Consider the following 20,178-nt stretch of genomic DNA (forward strand, 5'->3'; position numbering starts at 1 on the left):
ATCCCGAAGTACTCGCGGGTTCAAGTCTCGCAGGAGGGTCGCTGACCAGCGAAAATGGCCACGTGGTCACCGACGGGGGAGCGATGTTCCCCACGTACTCCCAAAGGATTCGCGTGATCGGCGCTGGCCGTCGGGGATCGATGCATCGCCTGACCAGCTGGGCGGGATCGCAAGCGCCGGGTCGTCGCTCGGTGTTCGCTGGGCCATGACCCACAGGTCAGCCCGGGCGCTGGGCCAACGCTGCGATCCGGGCGCGCCCGGCGCCCAGAGGGGGCAACGCTGCAAACGCGGAGTGACGCGGGTTCGGCGCCCGACTCGAACCTGAACTTGGGCAGCAGATCGGACCGGGTTGGCGTGGCGCTGTGTGACTCATCGAGTTCACGATTCTGCTGCCTCGCATTTCCGGCGCGCTCGTCAGTTTCGCCCAGACTTCGTATGAGTGCCTTCTGCTTCGGGCGGGTGGGCTCGGCCGCGCTTCTTGTGCCTTGTGGGCGGGGTCACCATGGTTGCTGATGGCTAGGCTTGGGTGATGGACCCCCGGGTTGAGTCCGCCTTGGGTTTGTCGAACCTTCGTGATTTGCCGCAGCAGGCCTTGGAGCCCATCTTGGACAGAGCCGTGGAGGTGACGCTTCCTGCTGGCTCGGTGAGCACTCGAGAAGGCGAGCTGGTCCGCCACATCGACTTGCTGATGACGGGCGCTGTCCGGCTGTTCGTCGTCGCGCCGGATGGCCGCACGATGACGGTTCGCTACTGCCGGGCCGGTGCGATTATTGGAGCAGTCTCGCTGTTCGCCCCGGAGTACTCCACTCCGGTCACCACCCAGGCACTCGTGGACTCAGGGCTGCTGAAGTTGCACGCCGCGGCCGTGATCCGGGCGGCCTCTGCAGATGTCCGCGTGGCGAACGCCTTCCTGCGCGAACTCGGAGAACGGGTGATGGGCTTCATCTACGAGATCCCTGGCAGCGCCTTCACAACAGTCAGGCAGCGCGTTGCCCGGCATCTCCTCGACCTGTGCCTGGGACTTGACCAGCCACCCCGTCTCCACCGCCCAGAAGGCCGGGTCGTGCGTCAAAGCCAGCATGACCTGGCAGACGCGGTAGGAACGACTCGCGAGGTCGTTGTCCGGGTTCTACGAGAACTGCGCGCGGAAGGCATCATCCAAACGGGACGGGAACGGATCGTCATCACCGATCCGGTCCGGCTTGCTCGAGAGGTCGAATGGAACACAAGTTCCTGACGGGCAGCGGCCCCGGGTGCGAGTGTCCGATCAGAAGGCCCGGAGCGGGTCTCAACCCAAGGAGGGCAGCATGACCGCCGAGGCAACCGAACTTCTGCGCAAGGCCTACGATGCGCTGTCACACGGGGACGTCCAGCCAATCCTCGGGCTGTTGGATGACCAGATCGAATGGCACGAGGCGGAGCACATCGCCTACTGGCCTGGAGGACCCTTTACCGGCCCTGACGCCGTCTTGGAGGGCGTTTTCGCCCGGATCGGGGCCGACTTCGACGGCTTCGTCGTCGACGTACACCGCATCAGCGAGTTCGGAGAAACAATGCTGGTGCAGGGCCGCTACCGGGCTACCGCCAGGGCCACCGGAAGACCCCTGGACGCGCAAGTCGCCCATGTGTGGGACTTCCACGACGGCAAGGCGGTTCGCTGGCAGCAGTACACCGACACCCTGCAGTTCGCAGACGTGACAGACCAAACCAGTGGTGGGGCACTCGCCCGACGCTAGAACTGGCCCAAGCAGCCATGCCAAAGTCGCGGTGGAGGTGAGATGTTGAAAGGGGTTCTGAGCCACGAGTCGGCTTCCGAGCGAAGCGGCTACCGAGCTCGGTCGCCGAACGCTCCTTTCAGCTAGCGATCGGGGTGCGATGCCCTCGGCTGTCGAGGTAACGCGATGTTGAGGTCAGGTGCTGGCCGCGAGGAGCACGACACCAGGGTCGAAGGCCTCGCCGGTTGCGGCGACTGCGGCCATGCATTCGTCGATGACCTGTCGTCTTGCCGCTTGACTGAGTCCGGCCACGAATCGGGCATTCTGCGGCTGGGAGAGCCGGTAGCGGACGATGTCGCGTGGATCGGTGACGCCGGTTCGTACCCGTCCCTCGACAACGTCGACCTGTTCGAGATGGGCGGCGCAAGCTGCGTCGCTCATACGGGCCGCGGAGCCCACCCGATCGCCGACTGACTTGATGAACTGGTACCACTGCGGCGGTTCCCAGCCCGCTCTGGCCAGGGCACCATCAATCGCTGACTTCGCCGCCGACGGGTCGGCGGCCGAGAACACCGACGCCACCACGAAGCCGCCCGGACGGACGACGCGGCACAGCTCGGTCAGTGCAGCCACGGGATCGGCGACGTGGTTGAGCACGAACGCCGCCGCGGCACCGTCAACCGCGCCGTCGACCAAAGGCAACCGGTTGATGTCGCCCACGACGGCCGGCGGGCGGCCCGCAGCCGAATGTGCCAGCATCGACCACGAGGCGTCGACCGCGACCACGTGAGCTCCGGCGGCGACGAGCCGACGGGAAACAGCTCCCGTCCCCGCGCCAACATCGAGCACGAGCCGGTCGACAAGCTCAGGGGCGCGTGCCAGCAGAGCATCGGCCAACGGGCCGTACACGATCTCAGCGCCATCGGCCCAGTCCGTAGCGGCGTCCTCGTATCCCTCTCGAGCGAGGGCCAAGCCGTCGGCAGCAGTCATGGCAGCCACGACTGCGCTCGAGCGACCTGGGCCGACCACCACGCGAGCTCTTCGGCATCACCGAGCGCCTTCTCCCAGGCAAAGGTCGCCATGATGGCGATGATCGACAAGCCCAGCTGCCGGTCGAACCAGTCGCTCGTGTCGACGCCGGCGGCCTCGAGTCCAGCCCGGTATGCGGCGATCGTCGATGCCTTGGACACGGGTAGACGCATCCGGTTGAGGGCCACGTACCAGAGCAGGTCGTACAGCCCGGGCGCCTCGCCCGGGTAGGCCTGGTCCACCAGGACCGTGCGCCCGTCAGGGTGGCGGCCGAGGTTGCCCATCTTCCAGTCACCGGTCACGAAGGTGGCGGGAGTCTCTGCCAAGGCGTCGACCAAGCCCGCCGGGTCGTTGTGAATCCCACGTAGAAGGGCGCTCAGCTCAGGATGGATGCCAGCCAGCCGCTTCCACCCGGCGTCTGCGGCCGCGATCGGTCCCGGCACCTCGTCGACTGCCAGCTCAATGGCGATGACCTCGGGGCAGAAGAAGCGGATGCGGTTCGCCATCGGACACAGCCCGACGGTGTCGCGCCATCCCCAGAATGTGGCGTGGAGCTGCGCCATGTGGCGCAGGAACGCGTCGTGGGTCTCGACAGTCACAACACCATCACCCGGGGGCACGAGCGACCCGCTGACGTCGTCCATGAGGATGCCGATACGAGTCGAGCCGCCCGTGGTGTCAAAGGCCATGGCGATGATCGTGTGGTCGATGACGCGAGGGAACCGGTGGTAGATGCCGGCGCGCCACACCTTGTGCTCCCAGTGGTCGGTGTTTCCGGTGACTCGCATGATCCAGTCGGACTCGGCGTCGAGCACCTTGAGGAAGCACGATCGACCATCGAGGGTGAGCAGCTCGAACTCAGCCCCGGACTTGGCGTCGGAGCCGCGGACAGGACGTCGGCCCGTGGCGCCGGCGACGAGCTCCTCGATCGTGCCCACCGAGTCCCCAACATCCATGCTCCATAGCATGGCACCGATGGCCTTCCTCCTAGGAGCTACGGAAGGCGGACACAAAGGAGCCGGTATGACTCAGCCCTGATCGAGCCCGCCGCTGCCAGATGCGCCACTGCGTCGGCCGGGCGGACGCCCATCATCGTGCGCAGGTTGGTGTCGAAGCTCATCGTCACCGCGACCGGAAGGCCGGGCGCGACCGTGCGTGCCGCGGCCAGGGCCGCTTCGGCCTCGCCGAGGTCGCTCAGCGTCTCGACCAGCACCAGGTCGATGCCGCCCTCGACCAGTCCGACCAGCTGTTCGGCGAACAGCTCCTGCGCGTCCTCGCGTGTCAGGGCGCCCAGGGGCGCCAGCAGCTCGCCAGTCGGGCCGAGGTCGCCCGCGACGAGCAGACGGCGCTCGTCCGCCACTGATCGCGCGATCTGCGCCGCCGTCCGGTTCACCTCGCCGACGCGGTCGCCCAGGCCGTGCATCTCCAGCCGTGGTCGCGTCCCGCCGAACGTGTTGGTGGTGAGAAGCCGCGCCCCCGCCTCGGCGTACGCCGCGTGCGCCGTGCGGACCGCGTCGCGGTTCAAGAGCTTCCAGAGCTCACCAGGCGCACCGTCCTCAAGACCCACGTCGCTCCTCGCTGGCGGCGGACGAGGCGCTGGGCCACGATGGACATGTGCCGGATCGGGACGCCGATGTTGCGTACGGTCGTCAGGCGTGTGCCGACGCCGCGTGGCTCGACGCGTCGGATCACCTGTCGCGCGCGGACGCGGCGTCTCCTCTCGCAGCCCCGGACCTGGAGCTGCTCGCGACCGCCGCCTACATGCTTGCCGATGACGCGACGTACGCCGCGTGTCTGAAGCGGGCGCATCACGGCTACCTGGCCGCGGGCGACGACCGGCGCGCGGTGCGGTGCGCCTTCTGGATCGGGCACAACCGCTTGTTCCGCGGCGACCCGGTCGGTGCCGGCGGTTGGTTCGCCCGCGCGCATCGGATACTCGGGGACCGAGACTGCGTCGAAGCCGGCTACCTCCTGATCCCGACGTGGCTGAAGGAGATGGCCGGCGGTGACTTCGAGCGCGGTCATGCCACGGCGGTGCGGGGCGAGCAGGTGGGCGAGAGGTTCGGCGATCCGGACCTGACGTGGCTGGCGCGAGACGACCAGGCCCGGGCCCTGCTCAACCTCGGCCGCGTCGAGGAGGGGCTGAGCCTGGTCGACGAGGTCATGCTCGCGGCCACGTCCGTGGAGCTGTCGCCGATCGTCACCGGCATCCTCTACTGCAACACCCTTGCGTTCTGCCAGGACTCCCTCGAGGTCGCCCACGCCCGGGCGTGGATGCTCGCGCTGGTGCGGTGGTGTGACAGCCAGCCCGCGATGGTCGAGCACAACGGCCTGTGCCAGGTGCACCGCGCCGAGGTCCTGGAGCTCGCCGGTTCCTGGGACGACGCCCTCGGCGCCGCCGAGCTGGCGGCGGACCGTTTCGACCACGGGGTGCTGAACCAGCTTGCCAGCGGGAGGGCACGTTACCGGCAGGGGGAGATCCACCGGCTTCGCGGGGACGTCGACGCGGCCGAGCAGGCATTCCGGGAAGCCAACGCCCGGGGCTACGAGCCGCAACCAGGCCTTGCGTTGCTCCGTCTCGAGCAAGGTGACTCCACCGCTGCGGCGGCGACGATCCGCCGGGTCCTGCGTGAGACGGTCCAACGCCTCCCGCGTGCCCGGCTGCTCCCTGCCTTCGTGCAGATCATGCTCACCGCCGGCGAGCAGGACGATGCGGTGGCGGCCTCCGTCGAGCTCGCCGACCTCGCACGGTTGCAGGGAACCGGCATGCTCCGGGCACAGGCGGCGTACGCCGGCGGGGCGGTGTCACTCGCGGACGGTGACCCGGGGAAGGCCCTCATCGCGCTGCGTCAGGCGCTGGGTGTGTGGCTCGGCCTCGACGCGCCGTACGAGGTGGCGCGGACCCGCGCGCTCATCGCCCGCGCCTGCCGCGCCCTGGCCGACGAGGAGACGGCGACCATGGAGCAGGAGGCCGCCCGGTCGTCGTTCGACGCGATGGGCGCTCGGGCCGACGCGGCCCGGCTCGACGTACGACGACCCGGGAGGGCCGCGGCCGGCCTCACCGAGCGCGAGGTGGAGGTGCTCCGCCTGCTCGCCGCCGGTCGCAGCAACCGGGAGATCGCGACTGCGTTGACGATCAGTGAGCACACCGTCGCGAGGCACGTGCAGAACATCCTGGGGAAGGTCGGCGTGTCGTCGCGCACCGCTGCCAGCGCCTTCGCCCACCAGCGCGGCCTGGTCTGAGCGTGGTCAGAACTGACCATCGCCGGCCACGGTGATGGCTGATCTCGGCGAAGCGGTCAGGTCACTGCGGGACCTACGGTCACCTGCACGACCTCACGAAAGGGGAAACGAGATGTACGTCATCGCTCACCACCGCTTCACCGACCCGCCGACAGCCTTCGCCCGCGGCGCGAAGCTGATCAGGAACGAGGGTGTCCCGGCCGGCACCCGCGGCCTGCAGTTCTACCCGGTCCGCGACGGCTCCCAGGCCTTCTGCCTGTGGGAGTCGGAGTCGGTCGCCGACGTCCAGACCTACGTCGACCGCACCCTGGGCGACGCCAGTGTGAACACGTGCTGGGAGGTCGACGGCGACCAGGCCTTTGCCGACCGGCCGCTCGGTCTGCAGACGGCGGCGGCGGTCCGCGGCGCCATGACGTCGACCTGACCCAGGCGTGCCCCGCTCCCTGTCCGGACCGGACGAGCGAGCTGAGCGGGAGCCGCGAGGGACCTCCACGTCGGCTCCTGGCACGCGAGAGCGCGATCGCCACGATGGTCGCCGAGGGCAGCCGCGGGTTCGGTGGACGGGACGGGTCGGCTCGGGACGAACGTCGTCGTCCACCCGCCCGCGGTGGCGTGGCGCAGCCCCTGATGCGAGAGCGAAGTCGACATGGAGCCCGTCCGACCCGTCAACGACAGCGAGCTCCGGGCCTGGAGTCGGCTCGCCCGTCGCACCGGCGTGCCCGGCCTGGTCGCGATGGTGGTCCTCTTCTCGGCCATCTGCGCCGTGAGCTCGGCAGGCGAGCCTCCGCTGGACGCGCCGAGCGAGGATGCCCTGAGGTTCTTCGGCGACATCGGGGCGACGTGGGCGCAGATGACGTCGAGACCGCAGTCGTGCTCCGACTCCGGCCACACCTCAACCTCGACAAGGTCGGCGAACCACGAGACCGACTCCGACAGGCAAGCAGACGCCTCGCTGACACCGCGAGAGCTTGCCAACCGATCGGTTCCCAGTGATGCCGCGCTCTCCCCCAAACCGGCAGCGCTGCCAGCCCCGCTCCGAGGGCGGCAGCACCCTGACCTTCTTGTCCCTAACGAGGCAAGGTGACCGAAGTCCTCACCCCGAAGCAGCTCACGCCGAACTCGGCGTCAGCGCCAGAACCATCCGCCAATGGCAAAGAGACCACCTGGCAGACCGTTTCCTACAGCCGCTGGGAACTCACCGATGACCAAGCAGCCAGAGTGGGAGCGCGTTTCAAGAGCGACGGCGAGGTACCGGCACGCGGCGCTATGACGCGCATGCGGTGCTGGCAAGCCACGTCGCCGCCTTCAAGCCCCGAGTGAGCTGGTCACCTGTGTGCCTGGGCGTGCTCGACATTTCGCTTGAGCACCGACATCGTGCGTGCCTGCATGATCCAGACGAGCGGGGTGTAGGAGTACAGGCGCCACAGCCATCGAGGGCGAATGGCCTCATAGCCGCCGATCACCAGACGCGTTCTGCCCCCGGGCCGCTCGTTCAACAAGAAGCCCCACAGGCCTTCGGTGTAGGCGCGCGGCCGTGGCTGGTTCGGGTCGAGGTTGTGAAGCCGAAGATCGGCCAACCCGTGCAGCCCCAAGAACCGGTTCGGTTCGAGCATGGCAACCCGCCAAGCATCCACGGCACCCTGGCTCCCTCGCCAGTACTTGACGTAATCGCCGACGGCAAGGCCCTGCCACTCCGGGTGGACTTCTCGGGCGCTCGGTCGACCACCGTTGTCAAGGCGGTCCCAGGAGTACCACCCTGCTCGATCTCCGCCCATCTGGACCAGCCACGGCCAGACCTGGTCCGGCGGAGCATCGATGGTGACCGCCATTGTCGGGCCCCTCTGCCCTTCGGGGACAACGTCCGCCCCGGGAAAGGGTCCGGCAACTTCGTCATCGGTTGCGCCCCAGCGCATCAGGCGAGAGCGAACAAACCCTGCATAGGCAGCAACGGCAAGGCCGACCGCACCCAGCCCTTTGCGTCCCAACGTCATGCAACAAGCCTGCGAGCATGCGCTTCGTCGCGTAAGAGGACAACGTCCTCAGTGCCCGCCGTGGGTGTTCATCGAGAACCACGGCGCAGCCGCACTCCGGGCCGCTGTGACGCCAGCTCTGATCTTGGGTGCGGGTGAGGGCGTCGGTTGCGTTGATCGGTGTTGGGGAGGCTGTGGCGATACTTCTGGGGCCTGCTGCATTGAGCCATCTCGCGACATCGGCGCCGCAATATGTTCGCCCGAGCTCCGGCAGCGGGCCCCCAGATCGAGCCCATAGGGGTGCGGTGGTAGCCAAACGGGTCTTCTTGGGGCCGGAAGGACCTGTCGCACGGGAAGATCTCCCGCCGCTCGAACCTGTGAACGCTCAATGCAACAGTGCCCGCCAGGCCTAGTTCGGGGTGCTAGGTCGGATGAGGTCGGCGGCGCGTTCGGCGATCATGACGGTGGGTGCGTGGGTGTGGCCGCGGATGATCCGCGGCATCACCGAGGCGTCTACCACCCGCAGCCCGTGCAGGCCGTGTACCCGGAGCTCGCAGTCAACTACTGCGGCATCGTCGCTGCCCATGCGACAGGTTCCGACGGGGTGGAATGCGGTCTGGGCTTGTTCCCGGATGAATGTCGCGAGTTTGGCGTCGTCGACCTTGCCCGGCCAGGGTGCCATGGGGGCCCCGACGTACGCGCGCAGCGCGGCGGTCTCCAACAGCCTCTCGGCGAAGCGGATGCCGACGAGCAGGCCGTGCAGGTCGGACTCGGCGGTGAGGTAGCCGGGGTCGATGACCGGCGGCTCCGCCGCGTTGCCACTCGCCAGACGGATGTGACCGTGGCTGTCCGGTTGCAGGAGCTCCACGCCCAAGGTCAGACCGTGGGCCGGTGGGGGTATGACACCTCCGAGCGGCTTGTAGCCCAGCAGCGGTGCCGGTAGCCAGACGAGCTCGATGTCGGGCGCGGCCTGAGCCGGGTCGGTGCGGACAAAGGCGACCGCCTCGTTCAGGCTGGAGGTGAGCAATCCACGGCGCATGAGCAGAAACCGGGCCAGCTGCGCCGGGGACTCCGCCGCGAACAGGGTGACCGGCTTGGGGCAGTGCACGACGATGCCGCAGGCCAGGTGGTCCTGCAGGTTCGCACCGACGCCGACCAGCTCATGGCGCGGCTGCACGTCCGCGACGCGTAGCTGCTCGGGATCTCCGACGCCCGAGAGCATCAGCAGCTGCGGTGAGTTGATGCTGCCGCCGCTGAGGATCACCTCCCGGGAGACGGTGACTCGCTGGGTCGCGCCGGCCGCGTCCCGGTACTCAACGCCCGTGGCACGTGCCCCGTCCAGCAGGACGCGCTGGACGTGCGCCTGGGTGAGGACGGTCAAGTTGCGTCGCTGCCTTGCGGGACGCAAATAAGCGTCCGCGGCGCTGTGCCGAAGCCCGCGGCGCTGGGTCACCGGCGTCGGGGAGAACCCCGTGTTGTCCGCCTCGTTCAGCTCCCCGAGACGGCGCAGACCCACTTCGGCGCACGCAGCCAGGAAAGCCGCCGTGGTCGGGTTGGGGTCGCGCAGCTCACAGATGAACTGAGGACCGGACGTGCCATACACCCCTCCGGCGTTGCTGCCCACACGGCGCTCCGCGCGCCGGAAGTACGGCAGCACCTCGTCGAATGACCAGCCCGGACAGCTTGCCGCCCAACCGTCGTAGTCGAGGCGATGCCCGCGCGTCCACGCCTGCCCATTGATCGATGACGAACCTCCCAGCGTCTTGCCACGCGGCCAAAACAGTTCCCGGTCCGACAACTGCGGCTGCCTGGTCGTGCGGTACTTCCAGTCGTAGGCGCTCTGCGCCAGCTTGATGAACCCCAACGGGACCCGGATCTCGCGCGCCCGGTCCGGCCCGCCCGCCTCTAGCACCACCACCCGGCACGCGGGGTCGGCCGACAGCCGGTTGGCCAGCACGCAGCCCGCAGAACCGGCGCCCACGATGGCGTAGTGATAGGTGCCGCCGGCCATCACCCATCTCCGATTCGGCTCCAAGACGCAAGCCATGCCGGCGGCGACGTTGTCACGAGAACGCCTGCACGCGACTGTCGAAGCACGCGGCTGAGCCCGAAACGCGCGGCATCCGAATGCGCCATGCCTGCCTCCGTCGTACGCCACGAGTGTATGTCCGGGCGCGCCGCGAGTGGCGGGGCGCCGCACTTCTTGTCCAAGGAGCCTGGAAAAATTCACCAGGTATTGGTCGCTGTTGACTGAGCGAACGCATCCCCTTGGACAGGCATGGAGGCAATCGCACCGCTGGAACCCGGCGGAAGGACTCAGGTCGAAACTGTGTGGACTACCTCGCGAATGACGCACCTGCGAAGGCGGGTGTCAGCCAACCGTTCAAGGCCGTAGCGGCTCCAGCCCAGGCGCCGGACGTGCATGCACGGGCTGGATGTTCTTGTTGTGGTGGAAGACGTTCTCGGGGTCGTACGTCGCCTTGATGTCGGCGAGCCTGTCGTAGGTGTTGTCGCCGTAGGCGTCATGCACGCGGGACGCGTTGTCGTCGGAGTCGAGGAAGTTGACGTAGACACCGGCGCGGTGACCTTGCAGCGCGTCCAGGAACTCTCGAGCCCATGCCGTCTCCGTCGCAGCGACCGTTTCGTCTTGTTCGGGGAGCCAGGCCGCGTCGATGACGATGTTGTGGTCCACGTCGCGCCCGTTGTACGCCGTGGCATCGCTGGGCGCTCTGCCAACGGCCCCGCCCAGGTGGAACATCGCCACGTAGGACCTCGGTGAGGTGGCGCGATAGGCGTGCTCGGCCACGATGCCGATCACCTCGTCGGACAGTGCCGTGAGGTCGGTGGCTTTCCAGTAGTAGTGCCAGCCGTGGGGGACGGTGTCATCGATGCTTGCCTGATGGTCGACGTACGAGGTGGGTGCGACCAGGTCCACGAGCGGGGTCCCGAACTCGCGCAGGGCACGAACCAAGCGCTCCCCGTACCGGACGGGACCGGCGTAGCAGCTGGCCACGGCGATGGCCGTTCGGAAGTGGAGCTCCGGGCTGATCGCGGGGAGCGGCGGGATGGTGCCCAGCCGGACGATGTTCCCCAGTTCGTCGGGCACGTCGGTGAGGAAGTCACGGTAGAAGCGCAAGACGTCCGTGGTGTCCTCAGCGGCCCAGAAGACCGGTCCGGCAAGGACTGTAGGCCCGACAGGGTGCAGTGCGAACCGGAACGAGGTGACGATGCCGAAGTTGCCGCCACCCCCGCGAAGTGCCCAGAACAGGTCGGGGTGATCAGTGGCCGAAGCCCGAATGATCTCGCCCCCGGCGGTGACCACCTCGGCGGCCACGAGGTTGTCCACCGTGAGCCCGTGCTTGCGCATCAGCCAACCGATGCCACCTCCGAGGCTGAGGCCTCCGACGCCGGTGTGGCTGACGATGCCGCCGGTCGTGGCCAGACCGTATGTCTGGGTCGCCTGGTCGACGTCGCACCATAGGGCGCCCCCCTGGACGTATGCGATCCGCTTCGCCGGGTCCACCCACACATCGCGCATCGGTGCGAGGTCGATCACGATACCGTCGTCGCACATTGCGGTGCCGGACACGTTGTGGCCCCCGCCTCGCACGGCGATCTCGAGTTCGTGGGCCCGGGCGAAGCGCACCGCGGTGGCCACGTCATTGGTGTCGCTGCAGCGACCGATCAGTCCGGGTCTCCGGTCCACGCTGCCGTTCCACACAGCGCGGGCGCGGTCGTAGTCATCATCGTTCGCGGCGATGAGGCGGCCTCGGAAACCTGGGATTCGCGTGGTGGTGAGGCTCATCGGCCCTCCTCTGGTGGATGGGCCCATCGCACCATCGGGGGGCACCAGGGAGAAGTCAGAGATCTGGACTTCGAAGTAAGGAATTTGCACTTCACGGCGCTCCTCAGCCGCCCGACACTGGCACTATGAGGACCTACGGCCAGTACTGTCCGATCGCCCGCGGTGCCGAGCTCTTCGCCGAGCGGTGGACGCCGCTGATCATCCGTAACCTGTACCTGGGCTGCGAAACCTTCGGCGAGATCCTCGCCGGCGCGCCCGGACTCTCCCGCACGCTGCTCACCCAACGGCTCCAGCAGCTAGAACGCGTGGGCATCGTGGCGTCGGCACCGAAGGGCCATGGCCGGGGCCACCGCTACCGGCTCACGAGCTCGGGCCAGGACCTGTTCAAGGTGTGCGAGACACTCGGTGAGTGGGGCGCGCGTTGGCTCGAGATCGCACCCGAGAACCTCGATCCGTACGTGGCGTTGTGGTCGATGTGCAACGCGCTGCGCTCGGAGAGGCTCCCGGATCGGCGTGTGGTGATCAGGTTCGACTTCACCGGCTATCGGCCGCATGAGAGGTATTGGCTGCTCATCGAGCAGGGCGAGACAGAGATCTGCAAGACCTATCCCGGTCTGGATGAAGACCTCTACATCACCGCGGATGCGGAAGCCTTCGTCAAATGGCACGCCGGCCAGCTCACCTGGGTCCAGGCAACCCGCGACTCCCAAATCCAGCTCGAGGGTCCCTCATGGCTGGTCAGGGCCTTCCCACAGTGGAACTCGCGCAGCATGTTCGCACACGTCAAACCTGACCCGAGCGTTGGCAAAGCGATCGTGAGGACCCCCACCTAGCCACACGTAGACTCACCATCGTCAAACATGCTCTCGACTCGGACCTCCGGGCATGTTGTGGCACCCAACGTCATAGTGGGCGGCGAAGTGACGCAGTCAACCTCGGGTCGTCTGACTTTCGGCAGCGCCGTAGATCTCGCGGATTTCGGTGGTCGTTTCTTGTGTGCTGCGCGGCGCGGATGCCGTGCCGCGCTAATTCCCCAATTATTCGGTCAATAGCCCGCTCTCGAGGTCAAGGCCGAGCAATGTCGAGTCGCCGCGACGAGGTGTTCACGCAGGTCAGCGCACGTTTCCGCAAGCGACGACCGAGCTCTTGCTGGCCTTGTAGAGAAGCAAGGGGCCGCAGGGTCAAGTCCTGTCAGCCCGACCGTCTAAGCCCGACCGATCGAACCGGCTCTGACCAGCGGAAACGCTGCGCCAGGGCCGGTTTCGCATGTGCACCCAGTGCGCCCCCCCGGGTGCGGAGGTCGAGGCCGTCGACAGTCGTGCAGAACCCGGGTGCCCACCACGTGCCGATGCCCTCAGGCGGAGTCCACAGCTCCCGGATCCGCCCAGGCAGAACCCCGCCCGCACAGGCAGCCCGGCAGGAGTAGCGAGTCCTCGGCGCTAACCCGGGACCTCTCCCTGCTGCCAGGGCCCCGACGCAAACGCGGACAAGGCCCATGCGTAGGCGTCTGCACAGGTGTCCGCGCACGCGTTCGGCAGGTCGACCGCGAACGTCACGACGCCCTCGTTCACTGTGTAGTCGACCAGGATGTCCCCTTGGTAGCCGAACTCCTCGGCATGAGAAGGGAAGGTGACGGTGTCGGCGTCGATCTCCTCGAAGTCTCCGCCATCGACTTCCTCGCCGTTCTGATCGTGCGATCCGAAGCCGCCGTCAGCGGTGAAGTAGTGGTCGTGCTCCAGCGGACCTTGGGCACCTGCGCACGGGTCACCCTTCTTCGGCCCCGGCTTCCCGCCGTAGAAGTTCCCCTGGAGCCAATCACGGTGGGACTCGGCGAGGCCGGCCTTCTCGAATGCGACAAGCATCTCCTCGCAGCCCTGCGCGCGGTGCCAGGAACCGAGGATCTCGGACGTCTCAGCGGCGGTTGTCGTCGAAGACTCGCTCGCCCCGGACGTCGCGGCGACGGCGTCGGAGCTCGACTCGTCGTCGCCGCCACATCCTGCGGCCGTGAGGAGCGCAAGCACTGCTACCGGGACGTGGCCGACGACCACCCGCACACCGCTCCGGCTCATGGTCCGGTCTCGCTCTCCCCGAGACCCTTCGCGCCGCTCGTTCCCACGAGCGTCGTCCGGTCAGGCGATGCGGCGCAATGGCCTCTCCGGGTCAACATGCTGGACGGGGTCCGCCTGTGGCGAGAGACGTCCACAGCTCCGCTAGTGCTAGTCCGCGTAGTCGCAGGGCCCGGTGACCTGGTCGGTCTCCACTCCTCCCCGGATCCGGAGGTGCTCGTTCAGGTAGCCGGGTGATCCCTGTGGACCACCGAGGAAACCCACGTGGATGATCTCGTCCCCCCGCACCGGGTTGTCGAAGTCCGGTGCGACGAGCACGAAATGGGCGTTGACGTGAGCGACCGCGCGATAGGTGCGCCCATCGGACCCTGCCAGGGTCACGCCGTCGTAGCTTCGTTGGATCCGGACGTGGGCAACTCCGTTCTGGAGACGACCGTCGATGATCTCGGTCTGGGTTCCCGCGCTGACGGTGAGCAGGAGATCACCGCACCGGAATCGACCTTCGGCTGGTGAGGTCGTGACGGTGTGCTCGCGCTCCGGCGGATCGGCGTTGGCGGTCCCGACCGGTGACCCAGCGAGCAGCAGTCCTGACGAGGCGATCGCGATTGCCACCCGGCCAGGAGGACGAACCCGGTCCTGCCACGTTCTGCGACCTTCTGGGTGACGTCGGGCATGAGGTCCGGTGTAGTCGCGCATGGGATTGTCCTTTCGTGCGGTGGAATCGACCCCACGAGTCAACGGCGGGAAGGAGCTCGTGTCGTCACTCCGTGCGGCGACCTCGCTCGTCCGTGGAGCGACGCGTGGGTAGTCCGTGCGAGTGATTCCTCGAGCCGGGATTCGGCCTACCGTGGGCGCTATGGACCTCGTCCGGGCCTGGGGGCGTTACGGCGACCGTGCGCTGGTCACCGCGCTCGCGGTGATGTACGCCGTGGAGCTGCTGCGCTGGGACGACGTGCGGCTCGCGCTCGCGATCCCCTTCGGGGTTGCGGCCTGCTTCCTGCTGCTGCTCCGCAGGCAGCTCCCGGTGGTCACGGTGCTTCTGGTGCTCATCGCGGTCCAGCTCGTGGACCGTGCTGCGCCTGGCTTCGCCGACGAGGCGATCAGCTTCCCGCTCGTGATGCTGGTCGCGATCTACTCGCTGGGCCGCTGGGCAACGGGGCTCCAGGCATGGCTTGGCCTCGGTGTGGTGATCGCCTGCATCGCCGCATTCGTGGTCGATGACGCCGGCGACGCCAGCGACGTCGCGTTCGCGGTGGCGTTCGTCGGGACACCGTGGGGCGTCGGCGTCGCCATGCGGTTCCGCCGCGAACGCGAGAACCATCTTCAGGCCGAGGCCGAGCTGCTGCGCAGTGACCAGGAGGACAGTGCCCGTCGAGCCGTGGCCGCGGAGCGCGCCCGGATCGCCCGCGAGCTGCACGACGTCGTCTCGCACGCGATCTCGGTGACCGTGCTCCAGGCCCGTGGGGGCCGCAGACTGGTCGGTGTCGACGACGCCGCGGTCCGGCGATCCCTCGACGCCATCGAGCACACGAACACAGCAGCGCTCGGCGACATGCGCAGACTGCTGGCCGTTCTCCGGGAGACCGAGGAGGCCACAGAGGGCGCGCTCACGCCTCAGCCCTCCCTGTCGCGGCTCGAGGACTTGGTGGAGCAGGTCCGCAGCTCGGGCCTGCGCGTGGACCTGGAGGTGTCCGGCGAGCCGGGGACCGTCCCACCGGGCGTCGACCTGTCGGCGTACCGGATCGTCCAGGAAGCCCTCACCAATGTGCTCAAGCACGCCGGGAGCAAGGCCCGGGCGCGGGTGCAGGTGACCTACAGACCACACGACGTGGATGTGGCGATCAGCGACGACGGCCGGTCCCCGGTCAACGGCGGAGAGGTGGCCCGGCCCGGCGACGGACACGGGCTGATCAACATCCGCGAACGCGTCGCGGTCGTCGGCGGCACGGTCAGGGCCGGGCCTGGCCCGGACGGCGGGTTCGTGGTCCGCGCCCACCTGCCGTACTCCGTGGATCCAGGGAGCACCGGATGATCCGCGTGCTGCTCGCGGACGACCAGCCGCTGATACGGACCGGGCTGCGGATGATCCTCTCCGCCGAGCCCGATCTGGAGATCGTCGGAGAGGCCAGCGACGGCGCGGAGGCGATCACGCTGTGTGCGCTCACGCGGCCCGATGTCGTGCTGATGGACGTCCGGATGCCGGGAACCGACGGAATCGAGGCGACACGAACGATCACGGCAAGTCAAGATCCTCCGCCCCGGGTGCTGGTACTCACCACCTTCGATCTCGATGACGTGGTGTACGACGCACTGCGCGCCGGCGCGTGCGGCTTCCTGCTCAAGGACGCCTCCGAGGATCGGTTGATCACGGCAATCCGGGTGGTCTCTGACGGCGGCGCCATGTTCGCGCCGTCAGTCACCCGTCGGCTGATCGAGGAGTTCGCGCGCCGCGACCACCCGCACCCACATCCGTCGCTGGACGGGCTCACCGAGCGTGAGGTCGACGTACTGCGGCAGGTGGCCCGGGGGTTGTCGAACACCGAGATCGCAGCAACCCTGTTCGTCACGGAGAACACTGTGAAGACCCACATCGCCCGCCTGCTGAGGAAGCTCGGGATCCGCGACCGCGTGCAAGCGGTCGTGGTCGCCTACGAGTCCGGCCTGGTCATCCCCTCAGCCGAGCCGGAGCCGTGATCGGAAGGATCGGCGGCCCCAGGGACCTCGGGCGAGCGCGAAGCGACGCTCGAGAGTGCCCGCCCGGCCGACGGACGGGCGGGCACTCGACGAGGCCGCTCGGGTCAGAGTCCGGGGGCTCTGATCATCAACAGCTGCCCACCTTCACGCTTGTAGGTGAAGTCCGGTTGGCCGTCACCGTTGTTGTCGTCACCCGGGGCCTTCTCGATCCACAGCGTGTGCGCCTGGATGTTGATCAGGTACGTGCCGGGACCGAAGGCTGCCGAGGCATCGACGATGCCGGTGGACTCCCAGGCGCCCCAGTTGCCGGCGGTGCGACCGTCGACATCCGTGCCACCGCCGTCGGCAGACTGGTCCACCTTGGCCACGACCTGCGCTGTACCGCCGTACGACACGTGCCAGAGGCGGGCGGTCGTGGCGGCCGGGTCGGCGGATCCGGCCGGGAACTGCTGGCTGGAGCCCGGGTCCTCGGTGAGGAAGAACCCGTTCTGCGTGGTCTCGATGTTGTCCGGCTGATGGACCTCGGAGAGTGTCTTCACCGGGTTGTCGTCGCCCTCGACGACGACCGTCATCGAGGTCACGACCGTGGGGTCGTCCGGGTCGAGGACCATCTTCCAGACCCGGCCGTTGGTCGAGCGGAAGTTGGGCGTGTCGAGACTCTGGGCTGCGGTCCGCCCGCGCCCCGAGTCGACGAGGTACACGACGTTCCCCATGCCCGGACGCTTGTCGTAGGCGATGTCCTCGATGCGGACGAACTGGAAGACGTTGTTGATGTCGCTCCAGTACTCCATCACCCACTGCGGGCCGTCGATGCCGACGTTCGGGTTGGTGACCCGGAGGTCGGTCTGCCAGCTTCCGTTGGACGGCGGTGCGGGGTAGCCGAAGTCGGCGGCGCGGACCTCGGACCCGTCGGCGTTCTTGCCGGTCGCGATCGCCTTGGGCACCGGGATGAAGTGACCGCTCACCGAAGTACCCGACCCGGGGAGCACGTCGTAGTAGTTGCGGACCCCGGGCGTGTCCGACACGAATGCGTAGAGCGTGCCGTCATCGGCCCTCAGGGAGTCCGTGTCCGGGGCGAGGTAGCTGTAGACCTGCGACTGGCTCGGGACGGTCATGCCGGCCGGGAACGTGACGCCGGTCAGCGGTCCGCTGGTGAACGTGTCGTCGCCGGACATCACGACGAGGTCGTCGAAGCCAGGGATGGCCACGCTGTTCTCGTGGTTGTGGCGACCCATGCCGTAGATCGGGTGGTGCTGGCCGGTCCGGACGTCGAGCGCGACGACGACGCCGCCCTCCTCCGCCCCGGCGTTGCTCACCGGCGGCGGCCAGGAGTCCTCCTGGCGCATGACCCAGTCGGGGGTCTCCTCGTTGGTGAAAAGGATGTCCCGGTCGAAGCCTTCGGCGGCCGTCGCGAGATAGTTCGAGCAGAAGCGCTGGTACCCGCTGCTGCTGTCGATGGCGAAGGACCCGTTCAGGACCCCGGCCGAGTGCTGGTTGAGGATGAGCTGGCTGACCTGGGCGTTGTCGAAGTCGTTCTCGCCGTTGGCAGCGGTGGGGGTCGCGGTGTTGTACGGGAAGGGGACCTTGCCGGTCTCGTGGTTGATGAGGAGATCCACCCGACCCTGTCCCCGGGCCCGGACGGAGATCCCGTCGGGGATGGCCTCGTACCGGTATCCGCTCGAGAGCGTGTCCCCGACCGTGAGCAGCGGCGTCACCGTCGCGCCCGGCATCACGGACGTCAGCATGGCGGCCTGGCCCGTTCTGAAGCCGCTCTTCCCCCCATCGGCTGCCGGGGCTCCAGGAGCGGTGAGCAAGACGCAGGCGACCAGGCCGAGGCTGATGCCGACCCGGTGGCCGTGGCGCGGAATGGCCATCGAACCCTCCTCTGTTCGGGTGACGATCGAGCGCACGGACGGCGCTCGCGGCGACCTGTTCACGCTGCCCGGGTCCGCGTGACGGTGTCAATGGACAACCAGGGTGGTGGGCGCTGCTCGCATGCGGCCCTGGGGACTCCCTGGGGGCCCGACCACGCGGGGCTCGCACCATCCCCACGTGCCCGTTGCGGTCGGCCCGCTCGCCCTGAACGGGCTCCTCGTCACTCCCGGACCTGACCTGGTCTGGTTCACCGGCTACCAGCCCACCGCGATCTCCGAGCGGCTGATCCTGGCTCCCGGCCAGGAGCCGACGCTCCCGGTGCCGACCCTGGAACGCCGCTCAGCGGGTTCGGTGGTGACCGGTGGACACGATCTTGGCCCCTCAGGCACGGACGACAACGGTCCTCGTGTCGTCGCCCGTGCACGGCTCGAGCCAGGGTCAGATCTTCGCGGCCCGGTAGCCCGCCCGCTCTGCCCCGGCCCGCGTGGCGAAGCACTGTTCAGGGGTGGTCACGTCGTAGTAGGCGTTCCACGGCATGTGGTAGATCATCGACGGCCTGTTTCCCTTGATAGGGGCCGATTTCGGGCACGACGACCCGGCGGGTGCGGTGCTCCCTCCGCCACCTCCGCCGCTGCCGCCGCTGGACGGTCGCGGCGCACGGTAGTCCGCGTGCCGGGCGTCGGTGGTCCGGTAGCGGTGCTGACGCGGGTGCCAGTCGTAGCCGTCCCTGCCGTCGTACCGGGCCTTCGCCCCGTGGTTGATCTGGACGAGCCCGATGTCGCGCCCACGTTGCACGTACCGCAGGAGGCGGCCGTACCGGTCCCGGTTGTGGACCGAGGACGGGTTGACCAGCCGGACGGTGCTGCCGGCCGGCGCCCAGTGCCGGGCCAGACGCGTGGCGTTGCGTGCTCCCCAGTGCCCGGTCTCGGGGGTGTCCACGCCGATGAGGCGGACGGTGCCGCGGCTGGTGGTCACGGTGTCGCCGTCCACCCAGCGCACGACGCGGGCGGTGGTGGCGGTGGTGGCGGCGGTGGCCGTGCCCGGTGTGGTGACCAGCAGGCCGCCGGTCAGTGCCGCGACGGCTGCGGCAACGAGCGCGATTCTGCGCATGTGTGCTTCCTCTGTGCCGTACGTGGTGGACTGGAATGTCCCGGTTGGTCCCGAAACGGGCAACGCCTGCGAGCGTGACGCGGATCGGGTCCGTGCACCGGAAGTCGGGTCCTCGGTCCCGCCGTCAGGGGGGACGTTGGTCCCAGCCGGGTGCGGAATTGACGCACGAACAAGCGTCTGACGGTCAGGTCCGTTCGGCCGAGCCGCCGAACCCGCCCACCTGCTGACAGGACGGACCGCCGGTCAGAGCGCGGCCAGCTCGCTGCCGGTCATGCCGTCGAGGCCGAGGGTCGCCAGCGTGCGTGTGCCCGTGGCGCGGAAGTCCTGGGCCAGCACGACCGACGCCAGGGTGATCAGCGCCTCCATCGTCGGGGTCTCGACGCCGACGCGCCGGGCCAGGTCGGTCAGGAAGACCAGAGAGAAGCCCACGTCCTCGGTCAGGTAGCGATTGTCGAGCTGGGTCTGCGCGCCGATGCCGAGGAAGCCCGGGGCGGTGGAGTATCCGGTCGAGTAGTTGGCCTCGCGCATGTACCCCTGCAGGACCCCCAGGTCGGGTTCGGACAGCACGCGCACGCCGAGGGCGCGGGCGATCGCGAGCCGCTCGCGGTCGACCGCCTCGATCACCCGGCCGGCTGCCTCGGTGACCCCCTCCTCGTAGAACAGGAACCCGC

General features: G+C 68.4%; 18 protein-coding genes. 7 read left to right on the forward strand and 11 right to left on the reverse strand.

Features of this window, described 5'->3' with window-relative positions; translation table 11 throughout:
* The first annotated feature begins 529 nt into the window (after window positions 1–529).
* Together EKO23_RS22685 and EKO23_RS22690 are read left to right on the forward strand one after the other, a co-directional pair.
* On the forward strand, window positions 530–1,237 hold the full coding sequence (locus EKO23_RS22685) for a Crp/Fnr family transcriptional regulator (RefSeq protein ID WP_134720765.1): 708 nt from the start codon (window positions 530–532) through the stop codon (window positions 1,235–1,237).
* A 70-nt stretch (window positions 1,238–1,307) separates the two neighbouring features.
* The gene (locus tag EKO23_RS22690; protein WP_134720766.1) at window positions 1,308–1,736 is read left to right on the forward strand and encodes a nuclear transport factor 2 family protein; all 429 of its coding nucleotides are present in this window, start codon (window positions 1,308–1,310) and stop codon (window positions 1,734–1,736) included.
* Between the two features lie 174 nt (window positions 1,737–1,910).
* On the opposite strand, the gene EKO23_RS22695 is transcribed toward EKO23_RS22690, so the two are convergent.
* Genes EKO23_RS22695 through EKO23_RS22705 form a run of 3 tightly spaced genes read right to left on the reverse strand, consistent with a single transcriptional unit; the run spans window position 1,911 to window position 4,311 of the window.
* Entirely contained in the window at window positions 1,911–2,705 is a 795-nt protein-coding gene (locus tag EKO23_RS22695; RefSeq protein WP_134720767.1) for a class I SAM-dependent methyltransferase, read from the reverse strand.
* Window positions 2,702–3,682 (reverse strand): aminoglycoside phosphotransferase, encoded by a 981-nt coding sequence (locus EKO23_RS22700; RefSeq protein ID WP_134720768.1) that lies wholly within the window; start codon window positions 3,680–3,682, stop codon window positions 2,702–2,704. Before EKO23_RS22700 ends, EKO23_RS22695 begins: the two co-directional genes overlap by 4 nt.
* Before the next feature lie 56 nt (window positions 3,683–3,738).
* A complete protein-coding gene (locus EKO23_RS22705; RefSeq protein WP_134720769.1) occupies window positions 3,739–4,311 on the reverse strand; it encodes a homocysteine S-methyltransferase family protein in 573 nt (190 codons plus the stop codon).
* Between the two features lie 47 nt (window positions 4,312–4,358).
* On the opposite strand from EKO23_RS22705, the gene EKO23_RS22710 reads away from it, so the two are divergent.
* Both EKO23_RS22710 and EKO23_RS22715 read left to right on the forward strand, forming a co-directional pair.
* Window positions 4,359–5,987: a helix-turn-helix transcriptional regulator gene (locus EKO23_RS22710; RefSeq protein ID WP_134720770.1), complete on the forward strand. Its 1,629-nt coding sequence runs from the start codon at window positions 4,359–4,361 to the stop codon at window positions 5,985–5,987.
* A 112-nt stretch (window positions 5,988–6,099) separates the two neighbouring features.
* Entirely contained in the window at window positions 6,100–6,411 is a 312-nt protein-coding gene (locus EKO23_RS22715; RefSeq protein ID WP_134720771.1) for a hypothetical protein, read from the forward strand.
* A 901-nt stretch (window positions 6,412–7,312) separates the two neighbouring features.
* On the opposite strand, the gene EKO23_RS22720 is transcribed toward EKO23_RS22715, so the two are convergent.
* The 3 genes from EKO23_RS22720 to EKO23_RS22730 all read right to left on the reverse strand — a co-directional run bounded on the left by EKO23_RS22720 (window position 7,313) and on the right by EKO23_RS22730 (window position 11,789).
* Complete coding sequence (locus EKO23_RS22720; protein ID WP_217702769.1) at window positions 7,313–7,816, reverse strand: hypothetical protein; 504 nt, start codon at window positions 7,814–7,816, stop codon at window positions 7,313–7,315.
* A 550-nt stretch (window positions 7,817–8,366) separates the two neighbouring features.
* A complete protein-coding gene (locus EKO23_RS22725) occupies window positions 8,367–9,968 on the reverse strand; it encodes a GMC family oxidoreductase (protein WP_134720773.1) in 1,602 nt (533 codons plus the stop codon).
* A 372-nt stretch (window positions 9,969–10,340) separates the two neighbouring features.
* A complete protein-coding gene (locus EKO23_RS22730; RefSeq protein WP_134720774.1) occupies window positions 10,341–11,789 on the reverse strand; it encodes an FAD-binding oxidoreductase in 1,449 nt (482 codons plus the stop codon).
* Between the two features lie 98 nt (window positions 11,790–11,887).
* On the opposite strand from EKO23_RS22730, the gene EKO23_RS22735 reads away from it, so the two are divergent.
* Window positions 11,888–12,595 (forward strand): winged helix-turn-helix transcriptional regulator, encoded by a 708-nt coding sequence (locus EKO23_RS22735; protein WP_134720775.1) that lies wholly within the window; start codon window positions 11,888–11,890, stop codon window positions 12,593–12,595.
* A 606-nt stretch (window positions 12,596–13,201) separates the two neighbouring features.
* On the opposite strand, the gene EKO23_RS22745 is transcribed toward EKO23_RS22735, so the two are convergent.
* Together EKO23_RS22745 and EKO23_RS22750 are read right to left on the reverse strand one after the other, a co-directional pair.
* Window positions 13,202–13,810: a hypothetical protein gene (locus EKO23_RS22745; RefSeq protein ID WP_167880609.1), complete on the reverse strand. Its 609-nt coding sequence runs from the start codon at window positions 13,808–13,810 to the stop codon at window positions 13,202–13,204.
* Window positions 13,811–13,978: 168 nt separating this feature from the next.
* Window positions 13,979–14,440 carry a hypothetical protein gene (locus tag EKO23_RS22750; RefSeq protein ID WP_134720777.1) on the reverse strand — a complete coding sequence of 154 codons (462 nt, stop codon included), beginning with the start codon at window positions 14,438–14,440 and terminating at the stop codon, window positions 13,979–13,981.
* 244 nt (window positions 14,441–14,684) lie between these two features.
* Between EKO23_RS22750 and EKO23_RS22755 the strand changes: the two genes are divergently transcribed.
* Together EKO23_RS22755 and EKO23_RS22760 are read left to right on the forward strand one after the other, a co-directional pair.
* A complete protein-coding gene (locus tag EKO23_RS22755) occupies window positions 14,685–15,860 on the forward strand; it encodes a sensor histidine kinase (RefSeq protein WP_134720778.1) in 1,176 nt (391 codons plus the stop codon).
* Window positions 15,857–16,522 carry a response regulator gene (locus EKO23_RS22760; protein ID WP_134720779.1) on the forward strand — a complete coding sequence of 222 codons (666 nt, stop codon included), beginning with the start codon at window positions 15,857–15,859 and terminating at the stop codon, window positions 16,520–16,522. Before EKO23_RS22755 ends, EKO23_RS22760 begins: the two co-directional genes overlap by 4 nt.
* Before the next feature lie 104 nt (window positions 16,523–16,626).
* On the opposite strand, the gene EKO23_RS22765 is transcribed toward EKO23_RS22760, so the two are convergent.
* From EKO23_RS22765 to EKO23_RS22775, 3 genes are all read right to left on the reverse strand, one after another.
* Entirely contained in the window at window positions 16,627–18,396 is a 1,770-nt protein-coding gene (locus tag EKO23_RS22765) for a hypothetical protein (RefSeq protein ID WP_134720780.1), read from the reverse strand.
* A 439-nt stretch (window positions 18,397–18,835) separates the two neighbouring features.
* Window positions 18,836–19,507: a thermonuclease family protein gene (locus EKO23_RS25505; RefSeq protein WP_167880608.1), complete on the reverse strand. Its 672-nt coding sequence runs from the start codon at window positions 19,505–19,507 to the stop codon at window positions 18,836–18,838.
* A gap of 243 nt (window positions 19,508–19,750) precedes the next feature.
* Window positions 19,751–20,178, reverse strand: a 428-nt coding sequence (locus EKO23_RS22775) for an NAD/NADP octopine/nopaline dehydrogenase family protein (RefSeq protein WP_175582736.1), incomplete at its 5' end; no start/stop codon positions are given.

This window comes from Nocardioides guangzhouensis (assembly GCF_004519545.1).
GTDB lineage: Bacteria > Actinomycetota > Actinomycetes > Propionibacteriales > Nocardioidaceae > Nocardioides > Nocardioides guangzhouensis.